General features: G+C 65.4%; 14 protein-coding genes. 7 read left to right on the top strand and 7 right to left on the bottom strand.

Features of this window, described 5'->3' with window-relative positions; translation table 11 throughout:
- Positions 1 to 344 precede the first annotated feature (344 nt).
- The gene (locus ACLQ3B_RS04665) at positions 345 to 4,796 is read left to right on the top strand and encodes a LamG-like jellyroll fold domain-containing protein (protein WP_425777614.1); all 4,452 of its coding nucleotides are present in this window, start codon (positions 345 to 347) and stop codon (positions 4,794 to 4,796) included.
- A 1,098-nt stretch (positions 4,797 to 5,894) separates the two neighbouring features.
- Here the strand turns inward: ACLQ3B_RS04665 and ACLQ3B_RS04660 are convergent.
- From ACLQ3B_RS04660 to ACLQ3B_RS04645, 4 genes are all read right to left on the bottom strand, one after another.
- Entirely contained in the window at positions 5,895 to 6,851 is a 957-nt protein-coding gene (locus tag ACLQ3B_RS04660) for a hypothetical protein (RefSeq protein ID WP_425777612.1), read from the bottom strand.
- A 419-nt stretch (positions 6,852 to 7,270) separates the two neighbouring features.
- Positions 7,271 to 7,516, bottom strand: coding sequence for a hypothetical protein (locus ACLQ3B_RS04655; protein ID WP_425777610.1), 246 nt, complete (start codon positions 7,514 to 7,516; stop codon positions 7,271 to 7,273).
- Positions 7,517 to 8,566: 1,050 nt separating this feature from the next.
- Positions 8,567 to 9,244: a hypothetical protein gene (locus ACLQ3B_RS04650; RefSeq protein ID WP_425777608.1), complete on the bottom strand. Its 678-nt coding sequence runs from the start codon at positions 9,242 to 9,244 to the stop codon at positions 8,567 to 8,569.
- Positions 9,241 to 9,831, bottom strand: a complete 591-nt coding sequence (locus ACLQ3B_RS04645) for a hypothetical protein (RefSeq protein ID WP_425777606.1) — start codon at positions 9,829 to 9,831, stop codon at positions 9,241 to 9,243. The genes ACLQ3B_RS04650 and ACLQ3B_RS04645 overlap by 4 nt, the downstream gene beginning before the upstream one ends.
- Before the next feature lie 463 nt (positions 9,832 to 10,294).
- Between ACLQ3B_RS04645 and ACLQ3B_RS04640 the strand changes: the two genes are divergently transcribed.
- Complete coding sequence (locus ACLQ3B_RS04640) at positions 10,295 to 12,946, top strand: ATP-binding protein (RefSeq protein ID WP_425777604.1); 2,652 nt, start codon at positions 10,295 to 10,297, stop codon at positions 12,944 to 12,946.
- 616 nt (positions 12,947 to 13,562) lie between these two features.
- Here ACLQ3B_RS04640 and ACLQ3B_RS04635 read toward each other — a convergent pair.
- A complete protein-coding gene (locus ACLQ3B_RS04635) occupies positions 13,563 to 14,792 on the bottom strand; it encodes a hypothetical protein (protein WP_425777602.1) in 1,230 nt (409 codons plus the stop codon).
- A 518-nt stretch (positions 14,793 to 15,310) separates the two neighbouring features.
- Here ACLQ3B_RS04635 and ACLQ3B_RS04630 point away from each other — a divergent pair.
- The 3 genes from ACLQ3B_RS04630 to ACLQ3B_RS04620 are packed head-to-tail and all read left to right on the top strand — an operon-like array spanning position 15,311 to position 17,070.
- Positions 15,311 to 15,976: a hypothetical protein gene (locus ACLQ3B_RS04630; RefSeq protein WP_425777600.1), complete on the top strand. Its 666-nt coding sequence runs from the start codon at positions 15,311 to 15,313 to the stop codon at positions 15,974 to 15,976.
- Entirely contained in the window at positions 15,969 to 16,286 is a 318-nt protein-coding gene (locus ACLQ3B_RS04625; RefSeq protein WP_425777599.1) for a hypothetical protein, read from the top strand. Before ACLQ3B_RS04630 ends, ACLQ3B_RS04625 begins: the two co-directional genes overlap by 8 nt.
- A 34-nt stretch (positions 16,287 to 16,320) precedes the next feature.
- The gene (locus tag ACLQ3B_RS04620) at positions 16,321 to 17,070 is read left to right on the top strand and encodes a hypothetical protein (RefSeq protein ID WP_425759460.1); all 750 of its coding nucleotides are present in this window, start codon (positions 16,321 to 16,323) and stop codon (positions 17,068 to 17,070) included.
- Between the two features lie 9 nt (positions 17,071 to 17,079).
- On the opposite strand, the gene ACLQ3B_RS04615 is transcribed toward ACLQ3B_RS04620, so the two are convergent.
- On the bottom strand, positions 17,080 to 17,727 hold the full coding sequence (locus ACLQ3B_RS04615) for a hypothetical protein (protein WP_425777598.1): 648 nt from the start codon (positions 17,725 to 17,727) through the stop codon (positions 17,080 to 17,082).
- A 53-nt stretch (positions 17,728 to 17,780) separates the two neighbouring features.
- Here ACLQ3B_RS04615 and ACLQ3B_RS04610 point away from each other — a divergent pair, with 53 nt between their 5' ends.
- Both ACLQ3B_RS04610 and ACLQ3B_RS04605 read left to right on the top strand, forming a co-directional pair.
- Positions 17,781 to 18,032, top strand: coding sequence for a transcriptional regulator (locus tag ACLQ3B_RS04610; RefSeq protein ID WP_210787601.1), 252 nt, complete (start codon positions 17,781 to 17,783; stop codon positions 18,030 to 18,032).
- Positions 18,033 to 18,138: 106 nt separating this feature from the next.
- Positions 18,139 to 18,645, top strand: a complete 507-nt coding sequence (locus ACLQ3B_RS04605; protein ID WP_425777596.1) for a hypothetical protein — start codon at positions 18,139 to 18,141, stop codon at positions 18,643 to 18,645.
- 76 nt (positions 18,646 to 18,721) lie between these two features.
- On the opposite strand, the gene ACLQ3B_RS04600 is transcribed toward ACLQ3B_RS04605, so the two are convergent.
- Positions 18,722 to 19,159 carry a hypothetical protein gene (locus ACLQ3B_RS04600; protein ID WP_425777594.1) on the bottom strand — a complete coding sequence of 146 codons (438 nt, stop codon included), beginning with the start codon at positions 19,157 to 19,159 and terminating at the stop codon, positions 18,722 to 18,724.
- Positions 19,160 to 19,613: the final 454 nt, after the last annotated feature.

Genomic DNA, 19,613 nt, shown 5'->3' with positions numbered 1-19,613 from the left:
AGCCACCGAGAAAAGCGCGATCAGACGCCTGCGCTGTGTCAGCAGCCGTGATCCACCGTGCCTGACCATGCGAACCCCAGCCTGAGTGATGACCGACAAAAACCACGCAGGGTGTCAGGTCGCACACCCCCGTGGCGCGAACAATGTTTCATGTCCCGGGCCAGCGCAGGTCACGGAGTCATAACGAAAGATCGTCTCGGGTTGGTCAGACCTGCTGAAGAGTCCCCTAAAGGGACACCCCGGTCCGACGCGCGGCGTTCCCGCATCCGGACCTGGCTGCTTCACTGTGCCCGCCAACGAGCGTGCACCGGCACGCCCTCTGACACACGGGGAGACACCTCTTCATGCCCGGAAACCGTCCTCTACACCGGACGCGAGTAACAGCGTCCGCGGCGGCGGCAAGCCTGCTCCTCACCGCCGCCGTCAACTGGCACAGCCCGGTGCCCGCCGTGGCCAAGCCAGCGAGCGCCCAGTCGGCGCAACGCTCCGCTCCCCCGTCGCTGGGCATTGATCAGGCGGTGGCTGAGGCTCGGCGCACTGGCCAGCCAGTCGAGGCAACCGCCTCTGGCACGTCGACGTCCGTCGTCACCGCTCGGCCTGATGGCCAAATTCAGCTGACCCAGTCCGCCGGGCCGACCCGAAGCTGGGTCGACGGCAAGTGGGAGGCGCTGAATCCGACGCTGGTCCGGCACGCCGACGGCAGCATCACCTCCACGCTGACCACCAACGAGGTCCGTCTGTCCCCAGGGGGCACCGAACCTCTGGCGGAGATGATTTCCGGTGACCGCGCGCTGACCTTTGGCGCGCCGCTACCCCTTCCCACCCCCACCCTGTCCGGGGCCACGGCTACCTACCCAGGCGTGCTTCCCGACGTCGACCTGAGCGTCACCGTGGGCCAGGACGGCGCCTTCTCCCACGTCTTCGTGGTGCACACCCCGGAGGCGGCGGCAAACCCGCAGCTCACCACTCTTGCCATGAGCACCGAGGCCACCGGGTTCGCCCTCTCCGCCGACGCGGACGGCAACATCGCGGGTCGAGACCGATCCGGCATGCCCGTCATCACCGCCCCCGCCCCGATCATGTGGGACTCCTCCACCGACGCCGCCGGTGGCACCGCCGCCCGCGGCGCGGCGACCTCGTCCCCCACCACCGCGGGACGAAGCGCCCGAACTGCACCGATCAAGGTGAAGATCAGCACCGGGAAACTTGAACTCACCCCTGACCGGAAGCTTCTCACCGATTCGAAGACGGTCTACCCCGTCTATATCGACCCCACGTTCAACTGGACACCCACGGGATCTGGCCGGGGCGGGTGGGCCAGCATCTCCTACCAGCACCCATCATCGAACTACTGGATGAACACGCCCGATCCGTACAACCGCATGCAGGTCGGCAATTCCGGAGAGCAACGCTCCAACACGCTCATCAACTTCTCCATCCCGCACGCCACACTCGCCAACGCCGAAATCAGCTCCGCAACTTTCAAGATCACGAACACCCGGTCGTGGAACTGCACGGCGAAGACAGTCAACGTCTACGCCCCTGCCACGACGCTCAGCGCGGGAAACGCGACCTGGAACTTCTGGGACGATCAGAGCAACGGCCCTCTCGCGGCCAGCAAGAGCTTCGCCTACGGATACAGCGGATGCGCGGCCCTACCGGTCTCGTTTGATGTCAAGGCACAGGTAGCAAGAGACGTAGCGGACAAGAGGGGCACCAGAACCCTCTGGATGAAAGCCGCCAGCGAGGCAAGCGATCCGCAGAGCTGGAAAGAGTTCCAGGAAAACAGCCCCACACTGGAGATCTTCTACAATCACAAGCCCAACACGCCGACCGGACTGAAAACCTCTCCGACGACCTCATGCACCGCGGCAACACCGACGGTGGTGGGTGATTCCTCGGTGTCCTTGTACGCGCCGGTCTCCGACCGCAACGGTGGCGTTCTCGGTGTCAGTTTCAAGGTGACCCGGACCAGCGACGGCGCGAGCGTCGCCGCATCGGATCCCAACAAGCTCACCGCCTCCTCCGGTAGCACGGCCGTTCTCGTCGTTCCGCAGAGTGAGTTGCGCAAGTACGCGGGCTACACGGGTCCTGGCACAGGCACGGTGACCAGCTTCTCCTGGAGAGTCCAGGCCACCGACTTCCGTAGCCCGAGCGACTGGTCGGTCACCTGCAAATTCACCTTCGACCCGACCCGCACCGGCAAACCCGAGGTCGAATTGACTTCCCCCAACGCTCCTGTAGTCGGTCAACCAGTCACTTTCACCGTCACTGGACCAACCGGCGGCAGCACCCCCACCAGCTACAGCTACCAGCTGAACAGCGCACCACCGGTCATTATCGCCGCCTCGTCCGGTAACGCCTCAATCACGCTCAAGCCCACCCGATTCACCAACACCGTCGTCGTCACAGGCATCTCCGCTGGCGGCAACGCCGGTGACACCGCGCTGAAGATGTTCAACGCCGACCCGGCCGCCGCCGCCCCCGATGGCGACATGACCGGCGACGGCAAGGCCGACCTACTGACCCCGGGGGCGTCGAACAACCTGTCCTCAGGTCTCTGGCTTGCCGAGAACAACGGGTCGCTCAGTGTCAACCCGAACATCACCAACATCGGCGTGGAAGGCACCGGCGTCGCCACCGACAGCACCGCCGCCGACTATGACGGCTCCCGGGTACTCACCGGTCACTTCTTCGGCACCGGCCTGCAGGACGTTCTGGTTTACTACCCCACCGCCGGCAACGGGGTCATGCTGCACGCTAATGGTGACGGCTCTACGATCCAGCCCGAGGGGGGTGGCGACCAGCAAGCCCTGATCCAACGTGAGTCACTCCTCGACGAGGCCGGCGCCTCTCCCATCCAGATCGCCAACGCAGGCGACACCCGCCGTGTTGGCTCCCCCTATCCCGACCTCATCGGCACCAGCGGCGATAGCACCGGCGGCTACTACCTCACCTACTACCCGACCGGGTATCCCGGCGGATACCAACAAGCCACCCGCACCACCGCCCTGACCCCTACCGGCGGCACCGACTGGAACAACTGGATTCTCGCCACGACCCAAAGTTCCACCGGCACCGCCATGTTCCTCTGGAACCGCACCACCGGCGCACTACACCTCTGGACCAACCTCAGCTTCGACTTCGACACCGCCAAACTCACCTACAACACCCGCACTCTCGCCACCGCGAACTGGAACAAGGCAGCGACCCTGACCCTGCGGGCCGCCGATATCGACAACGACACCGACCCGGATCTGTGGGCCGTCGGCGCCAACGGAACTGCCACAGCCTGGCTTGTGCGCCCCACAACCAGCCCTAACCCGATCGAAGCCCAGCCGACCCAAACCCTGATCACCTCACAGCACACCTGGCTCCTCAACGATGGCACCGCCAACGGCAGCGACGGCGCCGCCGCGAACGCCATCGACTCCACCGGCGGCAAGACCCTTACCGCTACCGCCAATGGCGTGCAATGGCGCAGCGGCGACATGTTCAGTCCAAGCCTCATGCTGAACATGGACCCCGCAACGGCGGCTCCGAACCCCGCTCTGAAGGGTGAGCTGTCACGGAGCGAACTTCTGATCGACACGACGAAATCGTTCAGCCTCTCGGCCTGGGTCAAGCCCACAACGGCCGGAGGGGTCATCGCGTCCGAAGACGGAGCGGACGCGTCACGTTTCCTCCTATGGAACAACGAGAGTGACAACACCTGGCGCTTCGGCATGGGCAACACCGACAGCGGCTGGTCCTACACCCAGGTCGTGACCCCGGCTGGCACCGCGCTAGGCGTATGGACGCACCTGGTCGCCACCTACAACGCCGAAACCCGAACGATCTCCCTCTTCGTCAACGGCGTGCTGAAAGGCACCGCCCTGTTCACCGCGACCCCCACCTGGCCGAGCACCGGCAAATTCGTGGTGGGTCGGTACAAGTACCAGGCTGCCCCCGTCGCCTTCTACGCAGGGAAGATCAGCAACCTCCAGGTGTGGAAACGAGCCCTCACGCCCACGCAGGTAGGGGCGAGCAACACCACCAAGACAGGTTCTCTCACGCCGTTCGGGGCGACCACGTGGACGCCACCCGGCACTGGCACGGCCGAGACCGACGTCTACGCCGCCGACACCAGCGGGAACTTGTGGAAGTACCGCAAGCAGAACAACCAACTAAACCCCACCCCCCGCCTCATATCGGCGGGGTGGAACCAATTCACCATGTTCGGGATCGCGGACATGGACCACGACGGCTACCAAGACCTGGTCGTCCGCGATAACACCTCCTGCAACCTGCAGGTCTTCCTCGGCACTGCAGACGATCTAAGCCCCGCACCCACGATGCTCGGCACCGGATGGTGCAGCTACCGCCCCTACGGCGTCATCGACTGGAACAAGGACGGCTTCCACGACATCATCACCGCGAACGCAACTGGCGAATTGTGGAACTACCCCGGAGACCTCAAGGGCGGGAAAGCATCCGAGCGAATCAAGATCGACTTTGGATGGACAGCCGACTTCAGCACGTTCGGCATCGCCAACGTCATGGGTGACGCAACCCCAGACATCTACACCAGGGTCACAAGCACCGGAAACCTGAAGCTCTACGACTTCCCGGCTGCCGCCGTGACACAAGTTGGCACCGGTTGGACCAACTACACCTCCTTCGGCCTTACCGACTTCAACCGCGACGGCAAGCCAGACGTCATCGCCAGGGACAACGCGACTGGGAACCTTTGGATGTATCCCGCCACCTCTGGCGGCCTCCTCGGAACCCGCGCACAGCTGGCCAGCGGCTGGTGAACCGGGTGGGCCTGGGCGCCGCTGCTCCCAGGCCCACCCCGGTCGAGCTGATTAGAGAAGGCGAGCGCACGGGCACCCGTGCCCGTCACATTGCCGAGCCCGAAGACTGTCCAAGCGATGATCCGGAGTCGCCCAATCACCTAGACCTCAGGCTGAACTATGCCTTGACCTTGACCTGGTAACTCTCACAGGCGGAGGTCATGCGGGGAATAGCTCGACTCAGCTCGGCACGGTAAAGGTCAGCGCCAGGACCGGTGTTGCGAGGGTCTTGCACCCGCTGCACCATCCCGGCCACAAACACGCCAGCGGACTTCAAGTCACCGTGAGTCGAACGTTCGAACAGGGCACCCACCCGCTGGACCTCATCCGCGGGCACAACCTCCCCTTGCCCTGCCCGAACCAACACCCCAGCCGAGCGGCACCCCGTCAGTCCCGGATCCTCATCCCCACGGCCGGCAAACTGCCAATAAGCTGCTCCGCCGCCCAGCAGGGCCAGCAGCACGACGGACACCGCTGCCACCCCAACCCATCGACGCGGCGGCTTCGAGCCCGCAGAGGAACCAGTCTCGGTCTGGGAGTCGATCACGCCAAATCTCGTTTCTCGTAACGAAGGGGTCGGTAAGTTACCACCCGTTGAGCGACCAAGGGCCGCGCCTGCCCGATCCCCGAGCACCAGCAGGAGGTTGGTGGACGAACACCACCGGCTGAGCAGTGCGGCCCGAGGGTCGTTGACGCCTCAGTTATCTGCCGAAGAGGTCACCGAGCAGAGAGCCCTGGTCAACGCATTGCCGGTGGGATCGACGTTCCATGGTTTAGGACGGCACCGCCGCCTGAACGGGGACGTGCAGAGGCATCAATTGATGACTTTTGCGGTGCTGATCCGTTCCGACGGCCGGCGCGGACCGGCGAGGCGCTGGGATCCATATGCCCTGCAACGTGCCCGTTGGACGTGCAGCCCGCTCGCTAGCGCTGCCATCGGCAAAACCGCTCGACCAGCGGCCGATCAGGATGTCCTGGGTCGGCACCGGAACACCTTCGGATCGTCGGCTACTCCATCAACACCCGCATGAATACCTCCACAGGCTTAACGACGAAACCTCAGCCCGCGTCGACGATTTCCACCGCGGGTGCGAAGTGGCGGACCGCCGCCTCAAGGCTCGGGCGGTGCAGCCGCCAAAGGGTCGCCGGCCGGCTGTCGGCAAGGACGGCCGGCGGCACGTGCGCGACGAGCGCCCAGTTCATCCACCGCAGGCCGCGCGAGCGCGCCGAGCCCGGCAGCGGCGGCAAGCCGGGGCGCCGCTGCAGCCCGACGTACGGGACCGCGGTCAGGCCAGCCTGTTGCGTCCACAGCACGACAGCCTCGATGTCGGACCACGGCACCACCGCGGTGTGTGAGGACGGCCAGGGTGGCGTTTGACCCAACGTAATCCCGGCCGCGTCGACGCGCAGCGCCACACGGCGGCCCAGCACGGTGACGAGCCGCAGCAGCAGGAACGCGCCGCCAAACACGATGGCACCCAAGCCGGGGAAAGGTCCGTCGCGGAGAAGCGCGACGCCGACGGCGACGAAGACCGCGCTGGTAGGTATGAGCAGCAGGTCGCGGCGGGTAAAGCCGAAATGCTCCTGGTACACCTCGCTCGGCGCGATCGTGCCGCCCTCGGAGGTCTTATCGCAAGACATCGGCGCCGCGGGTCGCTGAGTGACAGTGACATAGGCGAAGGCTCCCAGCCAGCCGGCGACCGCGAAGCTGACCACACCGTCCCAGGGGAACGGCAGCCCGCTAAGGATCAGCCGGTACAGCACCAGGTAGGCAACGATCGTCACCGCAAGAGCGGCACCAAGGGCCCACCAGCGATGCCGCGGACGGACCACCACCTGCCACCAGAGCAGCACCAGCGGGCCGCCCGGAGCCACCACCGCCGGACGCATCCACAGCGCCGGATCGCTGCCCCTCACCGCGCCGAGCACGACAACGACACCAAGCATGAGGACCATCGCAAGGGGCGGCCCCAGAATCGCCCAGCGAAGACGCAGAGAGCTCGTATTGTCCAGCACGCAGGAACAGTACGGGAGGAAAATCGTCCACCACTCCAAGCCGCGCACCAGCACGCGTCTTCACCAGGCAACCCTGCCGCCACTACCGTTGTCAGCGCCTAATGCCGCCAAGATCGAGTGCTTTCCCACCGACACGTCCGCACGGCACCCAGACCGGCTCGGTGGGACGCTGCGTAGCCCGCATCCGGACCTAACGGCGCCCGGACACGGCAAGGAACAGGAACGACCGGCCGCTCGAGACTTTGCGGGCTGAACCAGTCGGGCATCGGGTCGGTGTGCTTTGAGGACCAGATCGACGCTTGAGTACGAAGTAGCGGAGCCTGTCAAGGTGTCCCATGTCCGTTACAACTAGACGTGGACGTCGTTCTTGACTACGAATGGTACGGGGCCGGCTGGCTGCCGACCCCGTACCAATATCGCTACGCCTGATCGTCTTTCCTTCCAAAGACGGCGATCAGGTGCAGCAGGTGGGCGATGGCCTTGGCGGCGACGGCAAGGCCATCGCGCCCTATCGCTTGCAGTAGTTCAGCTGCAAGCTCAGCCGCGATGGCCGCTTCCGTCATTCCCCTTCGGGCCGGACTGGACGGCGCTGGCTGCGACGCTCGGTCGGCGGGACGTTGCTCTTCGGGGACCTCGTCTGGCCCCTCCTTGTTCTTCTCGGTCACCGGTGCACCGAGAAGAACGTGAGTGTCCCGTGCTTGATGAATAACGGGCGGATCGAGCGTGAGTGACGACTCAGCGTGTAGCCGCGGGGGTGTGATGTCCGCCTCGGAGGCCTGGCGCCTCATCGCACAGGATGTCCGATGCCTTGGAGACTGGTCGTGTATTCCGCGACGATGCGAAATCATTACCTAAGTGGACATTCCGATGCCCTTGAGTTATGCAAGTTGCAGAAAGCATTTGAGAAGGAGATTTTCCTTTGCCTGCATGTCGGGATCCCGTCAGAGAGATAACCGAGAGTAGCCAGACACGTGTGACATCGTGATCAATGTCGAGTCCGAGCGGGCCTCGACGGCAGGGGGTGTGTTGTGAGCCTGCGGCACCGACCCGTCCGGCTTCGCCAAGCCGCTTCTCGCGCCGAGCGATTTCGCCGCAAAGACGGTCCGGACGCTGCGCCCGGAGTCGGACTACGTGCTGTTCCGGCAGCTCGGCGCCAAGCCGCCGGACGACCTCACCGGCGGCGCGGTCCCCAACGGGCCTAACGACGGCTCGCGCGCCGGCTACGACAACGGCTACGCACGCTACGGTCCGCGAACTGCTGTCGAGGATTCTCGGAGAAACGCGTGACCGAGCGTCCGCTCATAGACATGAGCGGACGCCGCCCTACCCCCGGGGCGAGCGCCAGCGCTGACGCCTTCGAGTCCGCCGAAGAGGTCACCGAGCAGAGAGCCCTGGTCAACGCAGTGCCGGTGGGATTGATGTTCCATGTGTTAGGGAGGGGCTGCCGCCTCGACGGCGACGCGCAGAGACAGGTGTCGAACAGTTCCTTCCAACGCTGGCTACTTCGATGCTCGAGAACCAGACGGCTGGCTGGGCCTCGAAGTCGACTTACAACAGTGCAGACGATCATCGGACGCTAAGACCCGGGCGCCGGGACGTACCGCTGTAATTCTTCTGGGGCTCGACACCCCACATAGCTGTTGCGGAGGCCGGGGCTGACGGTGGGCGCGTCGGCCTACCGGCGGTGTACCCAGAATTGAGGTTGATTGCCCGGCTTACGGCAACACGAGCCCATGCTTGGCACAATGATTCTTGAAGGCCTCGCGAATCAGCGATTCCAGGTGATTCACCTGGGGCGATCCGGGTCGGACCCGCTGCTCCCAGGAGCACCTACGGTGGCTCAGGTAGGTTGCGACACGAGGAGCCGGCAGGTTGGAGACGAATAGCGTGTGACGCAGGCCGAGATCGGCGTGCAGTCCCTCGAACCCACGTGCGACGTTCAGTTGCAGATGGGCGGCGTAGAACTTACATTCGATCGCAAGCACTGCCTTGCTGCCCCGTGGTGCGACCCGGCTGATGCGGCTTCGGTCGGCCTCGTCCTTCGGCAGCACCAGCACGTCGCACTCGTGCAGTACCCGTGAGGTGCCCTGGACACGTACCCCCAGATGGACCTCGAGTGCAGGAGCTCCGGGAAACTGAAGTTCCGCGTGTGTGTACGGATGTGTCGTTGAGTAGAGCATCCCAGGAGCGGTGCGGAAGACGAGCTTCCGCGTGGACTCGCCGGCGACGGCTACGTAGCCAACGGTCGCGCCACATTTGCGGCCAACCGACGCGACGAGCGCGAACAGGTAACCTTCGTAGGCGTCGTGCGCCTCAAAAGTGCTCGAATAGGGGGTACCGCTAGTGGCAAGTATCGTCCGAATGGCCGCGATCAGATCGTCCTTCGACGTCATGACTGCGCCTCCTGCTTGAGCTCATTCAGAAGCCAGTTGAGTTGATCCCGTCGCTGCCGGTCCTGCTCCAATTCGTGCCTACCGGACGGCCTGCGCCGCTGGCCGGAAGACACGCGGGTCTTCTCCGGCGAGGACTCCTCCATGTCGCTCGCAAATTCCAGGTCGAACCCCGACAACTCACCGGCGGTTGCCTCGGCCAGACGTGCATAAGTCTGGGCAACAGCCTCCGGCAGTTCCACAAGTACCCGCTGCATCGAGTCGATGATCAGGAGGACGCGTTCGAGGTGGGTGTGGGATCGCACTGTCACACCCGTGTTGCCTGTCGTGCTCGGTGACGGGACAGAAGTCCCTTGGCCTCCCGCTACGACGACGTCCTCCAAGTCCACCGCGCCTCGCGGTTCCCACGCAGCGCGCAGGTCCTCATATGTTTGATCCAAGCGAACTCGGCGGACCCGATCCACCGGCCGCTCCTGCAATACACCCTCGACGAAAGCCCGGTCGACGTTCTCCAACACCCAGGCCATGTCGTGTTCCATGAGCAGGTGTCGAAGGGTGCGCTCAATCTCGCGCAACTCTTCTGATGTCACAGATGACCTTCCGCGCCTCAGCAGGCAATGGACGGTGCAGAAGCGTACGTGAGTCAGCGGAGCATCGGCGATGTCAGATGGGCGACAAACGCTGACAGCCAACCGTCTCCGGCTACGCCGCCTCATGCAGCGTCGCCGCCTCTGCCCCCTGCGGCGCCGTCGCCTCGGCGAGATCGCCCGTTACACCCGACGGCGGGGCTGACCCAGTACCCCGCAGTGCTGTGCCATGGCCGGGACGAGCTGGCCACTCTGCTACCGACGCGAGCTCGATGAACGAAGCCGGGGCGAGCAGGCAATTTGAAGCCGCATCACCGCCAGGTAAGCCGGGCGGATGGAGGACCTAGGGGGTCCTCGTCTCGACGGCGTCGGGGAGGATCTCCCGAACCTTCCCTCGTCCGGAGGTATGTGGAGGCTTTCTGCCAGGATCGAAGTACCTTGATGGTGTTCGCTCTCGGGAGGTCTGATGCCCGCTGAACTGTTCGTCGGCCGAGAGGACGAGCAATCCGCGGTCCGGGCGCTGGTTGATCGCGCGTGTGATGGCCATGGCGGCTTCCTGATCATTGAAGGTCCGGCTGGCATCGGTAAGAGTGCCCTGCTCCGACACGTCCAGGAGGCAGGCACCCCGACTGACTTCCTGTCGGTGGGGTGCCACGTTCAGGTGGGGCAGTTGGAGGCGTACGGACCGCTCATTGACCTGGCTTGGCTGATCGATCGCAACAGGCCCAAGAGGAGGCGACTGCTACGACGGTCCGGTGAGGCGGTGAAGCAGCGCTGGCCAGAACTTTTGACGTTGGTTCCGGGAGTGGGGTCGACCCTGAAGATGGTCGCGGAGACTCTCTCCGGCCCGGTGCCCGGCGCTCCGCTGGTCGAGAACCGCACCGCTGCGAGGGCAATGGCGGATGCGCTTCTACACCTCCTCAAGGAGAGGTTCCCGGTGGTCATCTCCATCGATGACTTCCATCGGATCGATGAGAGCTCGTGTTCAGTGCTGTCATATCTCGCCAGGGCGGCCGAAGATCAGCGGGTTCTCTTCGTCCTTGCCGGTCGTGACGACGAACTCGTGGCGAATCAAGCCGCGCGCCTGCTTGTGGATGACCTAGTCGTCACCGGGCTCGCTCAGCGGATGCGGCTACGGGGTCTGCCTGTGTCGGCCATCGCCGAATACGCCGAGCGGATGTCTGCGCCTGACGTAGCGCCCGTAGAGCTTGCCCGGCACACCGGTGGGCATCCGCTCCTGCTTCGGTACTCCCTCAGCAATCGACGAGAGCTGGCGCTGCCGTCAACCCCTGACCACCTACCGAGCGACCTGGTTGCACCGCATCCTGAGGGCATTCAGTTGGCCGAGCAGGTGCGGCTGGTGGTGGCCGCGCGGCTGAGCCGCCTCAGCGACGACGACCGTCGGCTGTTGGCTGTTGGAGCGGTTGAGGGACGGGAGTTTCACAGCAGCATCGTGGCAAGGGTTCTCGACACGCGTCATGACGGGGTCGCGGATCGGCTGCACCGGCTAGCCAGGGACACAGGGCTGCTGCAGCTACTTCCGCCAAACACGTGGGACGACCGGCTGGAGGCTGACCGCTATGCCTTCGAGCATGACCTGGTGCAGGAGGCTCTGTATCGAGACCAGAGCGAGTGGCAACGGCGGGATCGACATCGGCGGATCGGGCGGGTCTTGCATGAGTACTCGGAGGATCATCGAGATCTGACGCAGGATTTGGCCCTTGAGCTTGTGCGACATCACCGCTTGGGGCGGGACTGGCCCGCGGCCGGGCGAGTAGCGCACTTTGTCGCGTGTCGGCTCTCTCAAACCGGTGCGTCAGCACCCGAGGTTGTCAAGATCGCCGAGCAAGGCCTCGAGTGTGTTCGGCGCGCCCCAGTGGACGAGGAGACGTGCCGGCTCCGAGCCCAGCTAGTTGAGCTCTTGCTGACGGCCAGCGAGCTGAGCTGGCGGACCAGACCAGAACCAGACGGGACCGTGCGCCTGGAGGCTTTGTCAACGGAGGCGATGCGGGCGGCAGAAGGCTCCGGGGATGCCAATCTACGGATCCGCGCCCAGTACTTGCACGGCAAAGTGTTGCTGTACACACGGGGAGTGCCGGCCGCGCTCCCTCTGCTACGGGAGGCATGGCACGAGGCGCTGAAGAACGGCGACGCGGTTAGCATCCTGTTGGCGGGCTGCGAGTACGGGCGGCAGCTACCCAAGACTGACGTGGAGGGCGGCTTGGCAGTCCTGGCCCGTGCAGAGGCCGCTGCCTCCGAGGACGACTCCGTGCGACAGTCCGAGGATCCGGTCGTCGAGCGCGCCCGCCACATGGTCGCATTACAGATCGGCGTCAACCTCTACGACGCAGGCAGGCTGGGTGCTGCGTTGGCCCGGTTACGGGCCACCATCCCGCAGGTGCGGCGACGCCCCAACCTGGGACTGTTACCGATCGGTCTCAACTATCTGGCGCAGGTAGAGGCCGGGATCGGCAACTACACGGAGGCCGAACAGTGCCTAGCCGAGGCGGTCGGATCTCGCGATGAAGAAGAGCCAGACGGTTGGCATGCCGTCAACCTGGCGTACCTCGGGGCCCGCCGCGTGCAAGACCGCAGGGACGCCTTGGGACTACGCCAGCTGAGGGACGCGCAGGCTGAGGCAGCGGTGACCTGGCAGGCGAACCTGGCGCCGCTGGTCGCGAACCTGTACGCGGCGAGCCTCTTGAGCATGGTCGACGCCGATCCGGCGTACGACGAGCTCGCTGGCAACGTGCTGCGGAACTGCCTTGATGAAACCCAACGCACCGGCATGCGGCGTAGCGAGATTGTCACCCTTTCATTGCTAGGACAGTGGCATCTCAGCCGCGGTGACGGTCAGCAGGCTTTGCGGTTCAGCGCACGTGCGACGGAGCATCTGCGCGAGGCAGGATGGCGGCTCGCCGCGGTTGTGGCAGAGGAGATTCTCTACCGGCACGCGGCCGTGCAGCGTGCGCTGGGCCACGATGGCGAGGCCAACGAGTCGCTCCACCTCGCCCGAGCACTGGTGCTCAAGAAGGCAGCCACGCTGGATGGTCGCCTTCGGGACCGCTTCTTGCGCGACGTACCAATCAACCGGTCGATTCTTGAAGAGGCTCACTGAGCCTCAGCGAGGTGAGAGCCGCAGCCCTGATTCAGTGCGGCAGTGACGGCTCAGCAGGCAGATCCCATCGGCTTTCGAAGCGGCTCTCTCAACTCCCTCCACCGTCCCCGCCGCCCGGCGCTATCCGGCCCCCTTCGGCGAGGCTCCAGGTGCGGGCCAGAGGTGTCTATGCGCCGTCGGCACGCAAATCGCAGCTTGGTGGACGGCGGCTGCACTCTGGCCGAAACTCGGTACCTCGACGTGGAGGCCGAGCTTGCCGTGCTGGTAGTGCGTGGCTAGCCCTCGGAGATCCCCCGGTCCCTGCAATAGCCGCCGTTGCGCGTCGCCTGCATATTTGGCTGACTGGACGCTGGGCGCGGTAGCCGATCCCCGGCCTAGGGTCAGGACGCCTACGACCGTGTCGGCGTGAGAGCAGGGGGCCTGCGGGCCCATGCCTGCGGTGACCTGCATAAAGGCCAGTGCCGAACGTGCGACCTTCAATCGCAAGCGGCAACTTCGACCTCGGCAAGACGCGGCCTCGGAGGCCTTCTACCGGTGTAAGGGCGGGCGATCGCGACGCCGGCCCCCAGCTGCCCCCATGCCGTCCGATGCTGATCGTCGCCGATGAACTGCTGCGTCAGCTGCGGAAGGTATTTTCGCGGTGCCAAGCGAAATAGGCAGCGCTGCTGGTCGTGTGAGCGTCTACTCGTCGGTCTGCCAGCTCTGCCAACCGTTGATCTAGCGCGGCCCTGTTGCCCGGGTCGCCGGTAACGATGACATGACCGGTGGGGTCAACAGCGATGTAGCCAGCCTCGAAGAGGGCGTCGCACCCAAGTAGGCACGCGGGCATGGCGATGTGGTCGAGGTCGCGTGCCTCTTGTTCCGTACAGACCGCGCGCTTCTTGATGTGGGCGGCACGGAGGAAGCGGACCGGGTACGTCTCCCCGCAGATAGCACAGTCGGCGTCCGTGGCTGAGGCGAAAAGGCGCTGGCGCAGCAGGGCTTGCTCACCACGATGAGTGGCTACGCCGAACCGTTCGAGGTCGCCATCGAAGGTGAATGCGCCGGTTGCGGCGTCGAGCTGCGGTGGAGCGTCGAGGGTGATCACAGGAGGGCTACCGGACGAGCGGGCACCCGGCAGGGTGAGCAGTACCGCTCCGATGAACGCACTCCGGTAGGTACTGGTACGCGGGTGAAGCTCGACGCACCCGTCGCGCAGGAGGCGCCTGAGGGCATCGTCGACCCAGGCGACCGGTACAGGCTGGCCGTTGGGGCTGCGTTCGGTGCTGACGATGACGTGTGGAGGGCGTACTTCGATGACGGTGTTGAGTCGGCCTGATGCTGTGGTCAGCGGCCGGCCGACCAAGCGGCGTAGGAGGTCGGTCGCGCCGGTCATCGCCTCGGCGGGTAGCTGGCCGTTGACCGAGGTGCCTCTGCCGAACGAGTGTCGTGCGACGGCCAGCCACTGTCGGTCTGTCAGAGGAAACGGGTTGCCCGACCACGGCCGCGTGAGTATCGCGCTATCAGCGAAGTCCTGATCGCCAGCGAGGGCGGTGCGTGGCACCGGCTGGTCCAAGAATCGTCGCGTGAGCCGGACCGGCACCACCCAGCGGGCGGCGACAGGATCAGGCGGCTCGGCGTAATAGCCATCGTCGACTCGCCCCTCTGCCACCGGTGTTGGAGGACCGGTGGTGTGGCCCACCGCTACCACCCCGCCGGTGCTTCCGGTCAACCAGAGAGCAATATCCTGATCAGGACGGATATCGCCGAGGTGACGTGTTGCCGTCCACGCGGTTATCTCATGACCATCGGCGACGAAATCATGGATGCGCCACTTGGTCGGGTTGCATTGCAGGAGCCACCGCACGAGACACCTCCAGCAGTCACCCATGAACTCTCGGCACCGTGCTGGCGCCGAGCGTCGGCTCGGACGGTAAGGGTAGGCCGATCGGCGCTGCTCGCGGTGCCCGAGGCAGGCCCCCTGCGACGCCGGCCGATAGAGCTGGCCCGTACTTGGGTGCACCTCACCGCAGCCAACGAGATCTCGAATAGCCTGGTCAGAGCCCTGTGTACGACCGACGTCCTAGACGACGGAACAGTCGGTGCGCCCGTGGTACGCGATTAGACCTCACCGTCGGTACCGACCGATGGTGCCTTGGCGATCGTCGGCTGAGCGACGAGTGAAGGCACCTCGGGCGTTGCGCTCGAAGGCTTAGGCATCGGCAGCCGCCCGATCCGCGAACTCGGCCAGTTTCCCCCGGTGAGGGCATCGCAGGACGGCGGGCACGGGTACTGCGGGTTGACGAGGTTTCACGTACGGTGGTCGTGCCTTTGGAGATCGGGCCCATTGGGCACCCGCTGGTTGCTGAGGAAACTGAGGGACGGATGAGCGACGGACGCGACCCACGCCTGTCGCTGGCAAGCCTCGATTTTTTCGGTGATGAGGCCGCGCTTCAGCAGCGCGTCGAGCAGGTATTGCGGGAGGGCGGGAATCCGTCCCAAACGGATGGTTTCTGCGGATCCGATGCCACCGGATCGGTTTCGGTAGTCGTCGATACGCAACGGCGGGTTAAAGCTGTCCTGGTTGGCCGCGAGTGGCGTAGCGAGGTTGGCGTGGCTCGGTTCCCGGTGGTGCTCTTTGAGGCCTATAGCGCTGCCGTCGGCGCCGCACTGGAACAGGCCGCCTTGAAGGAATTTCAGCAGGGGCAGGCTCCGCCGACACTGCCACGACCGACCGCGGTGCAGGCGTCGCCGGAGCTCGATGAGGACGTGTGGTCGCGGGCGACCTGGCGCACGCTGCAGAGCCTCGACGCGGAGCTGGATCGGGTGGCGCAGCTACGCGTTTCCCCAGTCGAGCAGGTCATGACCAGCCCCAACGGTTGTCTGACGTTGCGGATTCGCGCGAACAGCATTGTCGGTATCACCGGCGACACGGGACGGATCGCCCGTGCCGACGCCGGTCAGCTGCAGTTCGACGCACGGTCCGTCCTTCGCTCCTTCGACCTCGCAGGGGCAGATCAACACGACCTTGAGGGGTGGTCGCGTGGATGAGCTGAACGTCATCACCGACGCGTTGCGTACCGAGGGCGGCAAATGGTTGCAGCTGTCCGACAGCGCTACCGCCATCAAGGGCGCCACGGACGGGCTGAGCTTGGATGCCTCTGCCTTCTACATCGGCGACGTCAACGCCGGCGTCCACTCAGCCGCGTACCGCGACTTCCACACCTTCATGGTCGCGATCCTCGCCGGGGCAGCGACGGAGTTTGAGCAGGTCGGTGAAGCCCTTCGGCGCGTCGCCGACGCCTACGACCGGGCCGATGAGGTGGTCTCGCTGGACCTCAACACGATCTACAAAGCCTAAACACGGACGTCGCGACCCGGAAGGATCTAAGCCCATGCAGCCCGCACCGCCGGACCTGGAATACGGCGAGCCGTTCAACAAGGCCTTCGACCAGATCCGCGTCGGCGTGGACCTTGCCGTCGAGGGGTTCAACGACGTCGTTTCGCGGGTCAACGAGTGGGCGTGGCTCATCGGCCCGGCGGCGCTGCTGTGGATCAAGCACAACATTGACGCTGCGCGCCGCGGCCTGCGGGAGGTTATGGATCGGGTTGATCACGCGTTGGAGCACCAGATGCCGGTGCTGTCGCTCATTTCGATGAGCTTCCGGTGGATCACCGAGGTGAAGACGCCCGTCTCCCAGCTGTCGTTCGCGATCAGTGAGCCAATCGACCAGAATCTGGTCAAGTGGACCGGCGACGCGGCGCGCGCCTACGCCGACAAGGCTGGCAAACAGCGGGCGGCGGTCGACGAGTCCGTTCTCAAGGCGGAGTTCATCAGTCAGTGGCTGTTCAAGATCGCTAGGGCCAACGTTGACTACGCGGTCGAGCTAGCGACGATCGTCACCAACCTGGCAGGTAAGTTCGCCCAGGCCGCCGTCGACGCGACGACGGTCATCAACATTCCCTGGGCCATCGACACGTTGGCGAAGTCTGTCGGCGATATCGTCACCGCGGGGTTGGACACCCTCCTGCGGATCGGTGAGCGTTTCGTTGACGCGCTGGGTAATGTCCGGGACATCGCGACGCAGGTCGGTGACTACTCCAAGCTCCCCGGAGGCCGTTGGCCCGAGGCCGTGCGCGGGTAGAGCCTGTCGTCAGGCGTGCGGCACGGCGGTGAAGGTCGCTTTGAGGATCGTCAGAGCTTTCGCGGCGAGTGCCTCTTTAGGCAGGTAGGAATCGCCGCCGACCGCGAGCCAGACCTTCACCACCAGGTTGGCGGCCCGGGCGTGGAGCATGTACTCGGTGTACTTGAAGCCAGGGTCCGACCGTTTGAGGAACCCTTCGGCTTCCTCGCCGACGTCGGCGACGGGGCCGTCCGCCGTCATGCCGGTCACCTGCTGCGTCGCCGTGTAGAGGCGTTCCGCCTCCTCGGTGCTAGTCAACGAGGAGGCTTCCACTAGCAGGTTCGCCTGGTGGTCGTCCGCGGTGCGCATCTCGAACAGGCACGACGAGCCCTGGCGCGCCAGTGGCGGCTTCGGATCGGTACGAGCGACCCTTACCGACAAGTCCGCCAGGGGCGTCAGGTCCGTGCGCCGGCACAGGTCGAGGTTGGTGGCGTCGTAGGAAGGGCCGACGGCGGGCGCCGGGCTACTGGTGGCGGGAGTACCGGCGCTCGGCGAGGTGGTGACGGCACGGGGCGTCGCTGATCCGCCGTCGTCACACCCTCCGGTAACCGCGAGCGTTACCAGAAGGCCGACCACCAGCGCCCGTTTCCGGGACCGAGCTTCCACGGTGTTGACCATACCGTCAGCTGCGCCAGGCGATCGCCCGTGCTGGTTACCGTTATCGTCGAGGCATGCCCCGCGAGACCATCGAATCTGTCGCTCGCTCCCGCGCCATCACCGCGGCGGCGGTTCTGCAGCAACTGGTCGATCTACGCGCCTACCCCCACCGGCACCTTGCCGTGGCCGCCTATGCCCCCGGCGGGGCCAGCATCGGCCAGGCACTCGCCGCTGCCGACTACCTCAGCCACACGGGGTGGGAACTCATTAACGTGACGGAGGTTGGGAGCAGCAGGACACTGCACGCGATCATGCGACGCAGGTGAGCCCCTAGACGTCGGGCCCCATAGGCCCGTCAGCGGTTGACCTGACTGCCTAGCCTATGGGAGATAGGCGAGCTTCCACATCATGCTTGTACGGGAGGAAAGCAGAGTGGACGAATCTTCGACAACATTTGTCACCACCCCGCGCACGATCACCACGATCATCGCGATCGCCTCCGACGACACCTTCGCACACGTCTACTCGAACGTGCGGCAAATGATCGAGGATGGGTTCGGTTCTGCCGACACCCGTCGGGGGGCCCTGGAATTCTGCAACGCGGCAGGCGGACAACTAGTGCCGGTGTTCGGGCCGGCCTGGCAACTGGTTGACCTACGGGACAGCCGCGACGCACCCGACGCCGCCCGACTGCGCCAGCGTCTCGCCGCCGTAGTGGACCACGTCGCGGCATACCTCAGGAAGCACCCCGAGTTCGTCAAGGCGAGCGGCCTGACACTCGATGAGGCACTCGTTCAACTGCCCCGACCGGCCGAGCAGGACCTCGCCCACGTCCTGGCCCTCTTCCCACACCACGTCGGCGACGACAAAACTATCCAGCCGTTCAGTCAAGGCGGCTGGTTCCACAACAGTCTGCACGCCGCCGGCTGGACGCACTGAGCGCGACCACGGCGTCCCCGCCATCTGCGCGGACGCATTAGCCACGTGCTCCCACTGGGTTCGCCGCCTAGGGCTCCTAAAGATCATCGGGCCACCAGTGTGGATCAAGGCTTTTGCCGTGGCCTCGCGGGCATCGTCCGTAGCCGGTGCTGGAGACGTTCCAGTGGTGGTAGCAGTACGGGGCGTCGCACTGGCCGCAAAATCCGGCGTCGTCGTAGAAGCCCGCGGAGGTTACGGCGGCGTACCGGTACGGCTGGGCGAAGGCGTCGGCGATCCGTTGTGCCTCTGCCAGGTCCACCGGTCGGCCGGATCCGTTGCCCGCCTCAATCCCGGAAAACAGCAGCCACCACTGCTGGTCGTCGTGACGCTGTCGGGCAGCGTCGTAGGCGTCGCGTTGCTGCGATGACCAGCGCTGCCAGTCCGCAGGTCGGGTACCGGGTGCGACGAGTTCGACGTGTGCTGCCGGTCGCCCACACACCGCGCACGGTGGTTCCGCTACGAAGGCCTGAGACATGACTCATCCTCTCCTGCTAGGCGACGGCGCGCAGTCGTCGGACGGTGTCGACAGTGCGGTCGGCTGGTTGGTTTCCCACCGGCGTTGAAGGGCATCGAAGACGGTGGTGATCATCGGTTCGGTGACGTGGCTGTAGATGCCGCGCACGCCGGCGAGGCGGTGGCCGAGGCGGCGGGACGCGTAGTCGGGCGGCGGCCTCGGCTGGGGTGTAGAGCTACAGGGCCTGCTCGTCGTGGCCCGCTGTTGTGTGCTATAGGTGGGGGTGGCCGGTGGTGGTCGGCGGCGGGCGCGGGGCAGGTTGGCAGGCATGGGTGGACTCCCGAACGTCGGAGGTTCTGGCGGCTGGGCACCGCGGGTGGTGGGGCGGGGGGGGCGGGGGTGGGGTTGGGGCGGCGGCCGGGCCCCCGGGGGGGGGGGGCCGGTGGGTGGGGGGCCAGGGAGAGTAGGCGGGCGG

Source organism: Micromonospora sp. DT53 (genome assembly GCF_049841535.1).
In the GTDB taxonomy this organism is placed as follows: Bacteria; Actinomycetota; Actinomycetes; order Mycobacteriales; family Micromonosporaceae; genus Micromonospora.
Note: the sequence above shows the minus strand (reverse complement) of the source record. Positions and strands in the feature narration are given on the sequence as shown.

Coding starts and splice junctions, on each gene's coding strand:
- ACLQ3B_RS04610 (WP_210787601.1), top strand. CDS start 17,781: ATGCCCCGCGAGACCATCGAATCTGTCGCTCGCTCCCGCGCCATCACC.
- ACLQ3B_RS04600 (WP_425777594.1), bottom strand. CDS start 19,159: ATGTCTCAGGCCTTCGTAGCGGAACCACCGTGCGCGGTGTGTGGGCGA.
- ACLQ3B_RS04615 (WP_425777598.1), bottom strand. CDS start 17,727: ATGGTCAACACCGTGGAAGCTCGGTCCCGGAAACGGGCGCTGGTGGTC.
- ACLQ3B_RS04665 (WP_425777614.1), top strand. CDS start 345: ATGCCCGGAAACCGTCCTCTACACCGGACGCGAGTAACAGCGTCCGCG.
- ACLQ3B_RS04620 (WP_425759460.1), top strand. CDS start 16,321: ATGCAGCCCGCACCGCCGGACCTGGAATACGGCGAGCCGTTCAACAAG.
- ACLQ3B_RS04630 (WP_425777600.1), top strand. CDS start 15,311: ATGAGCGACGGACGCGACCCACGCCTGTCGCTGGCAAGCCTCGATTTT.
- ACLQ3B_RS04650 (WP_425777608.1), bottom strand. CDS start 9,244: ATGACGTCGAAGGACGATCTGATCGCGGCCATTCGGACGATACTTGCC.
- ACLQ3B_RS04640 (WP_425777604.1), top strand. CDS start 10,295: ATGCCCGCTGAACTGTTCGTCGGCCGAGAGGACGAGCAATCCGCGGTC.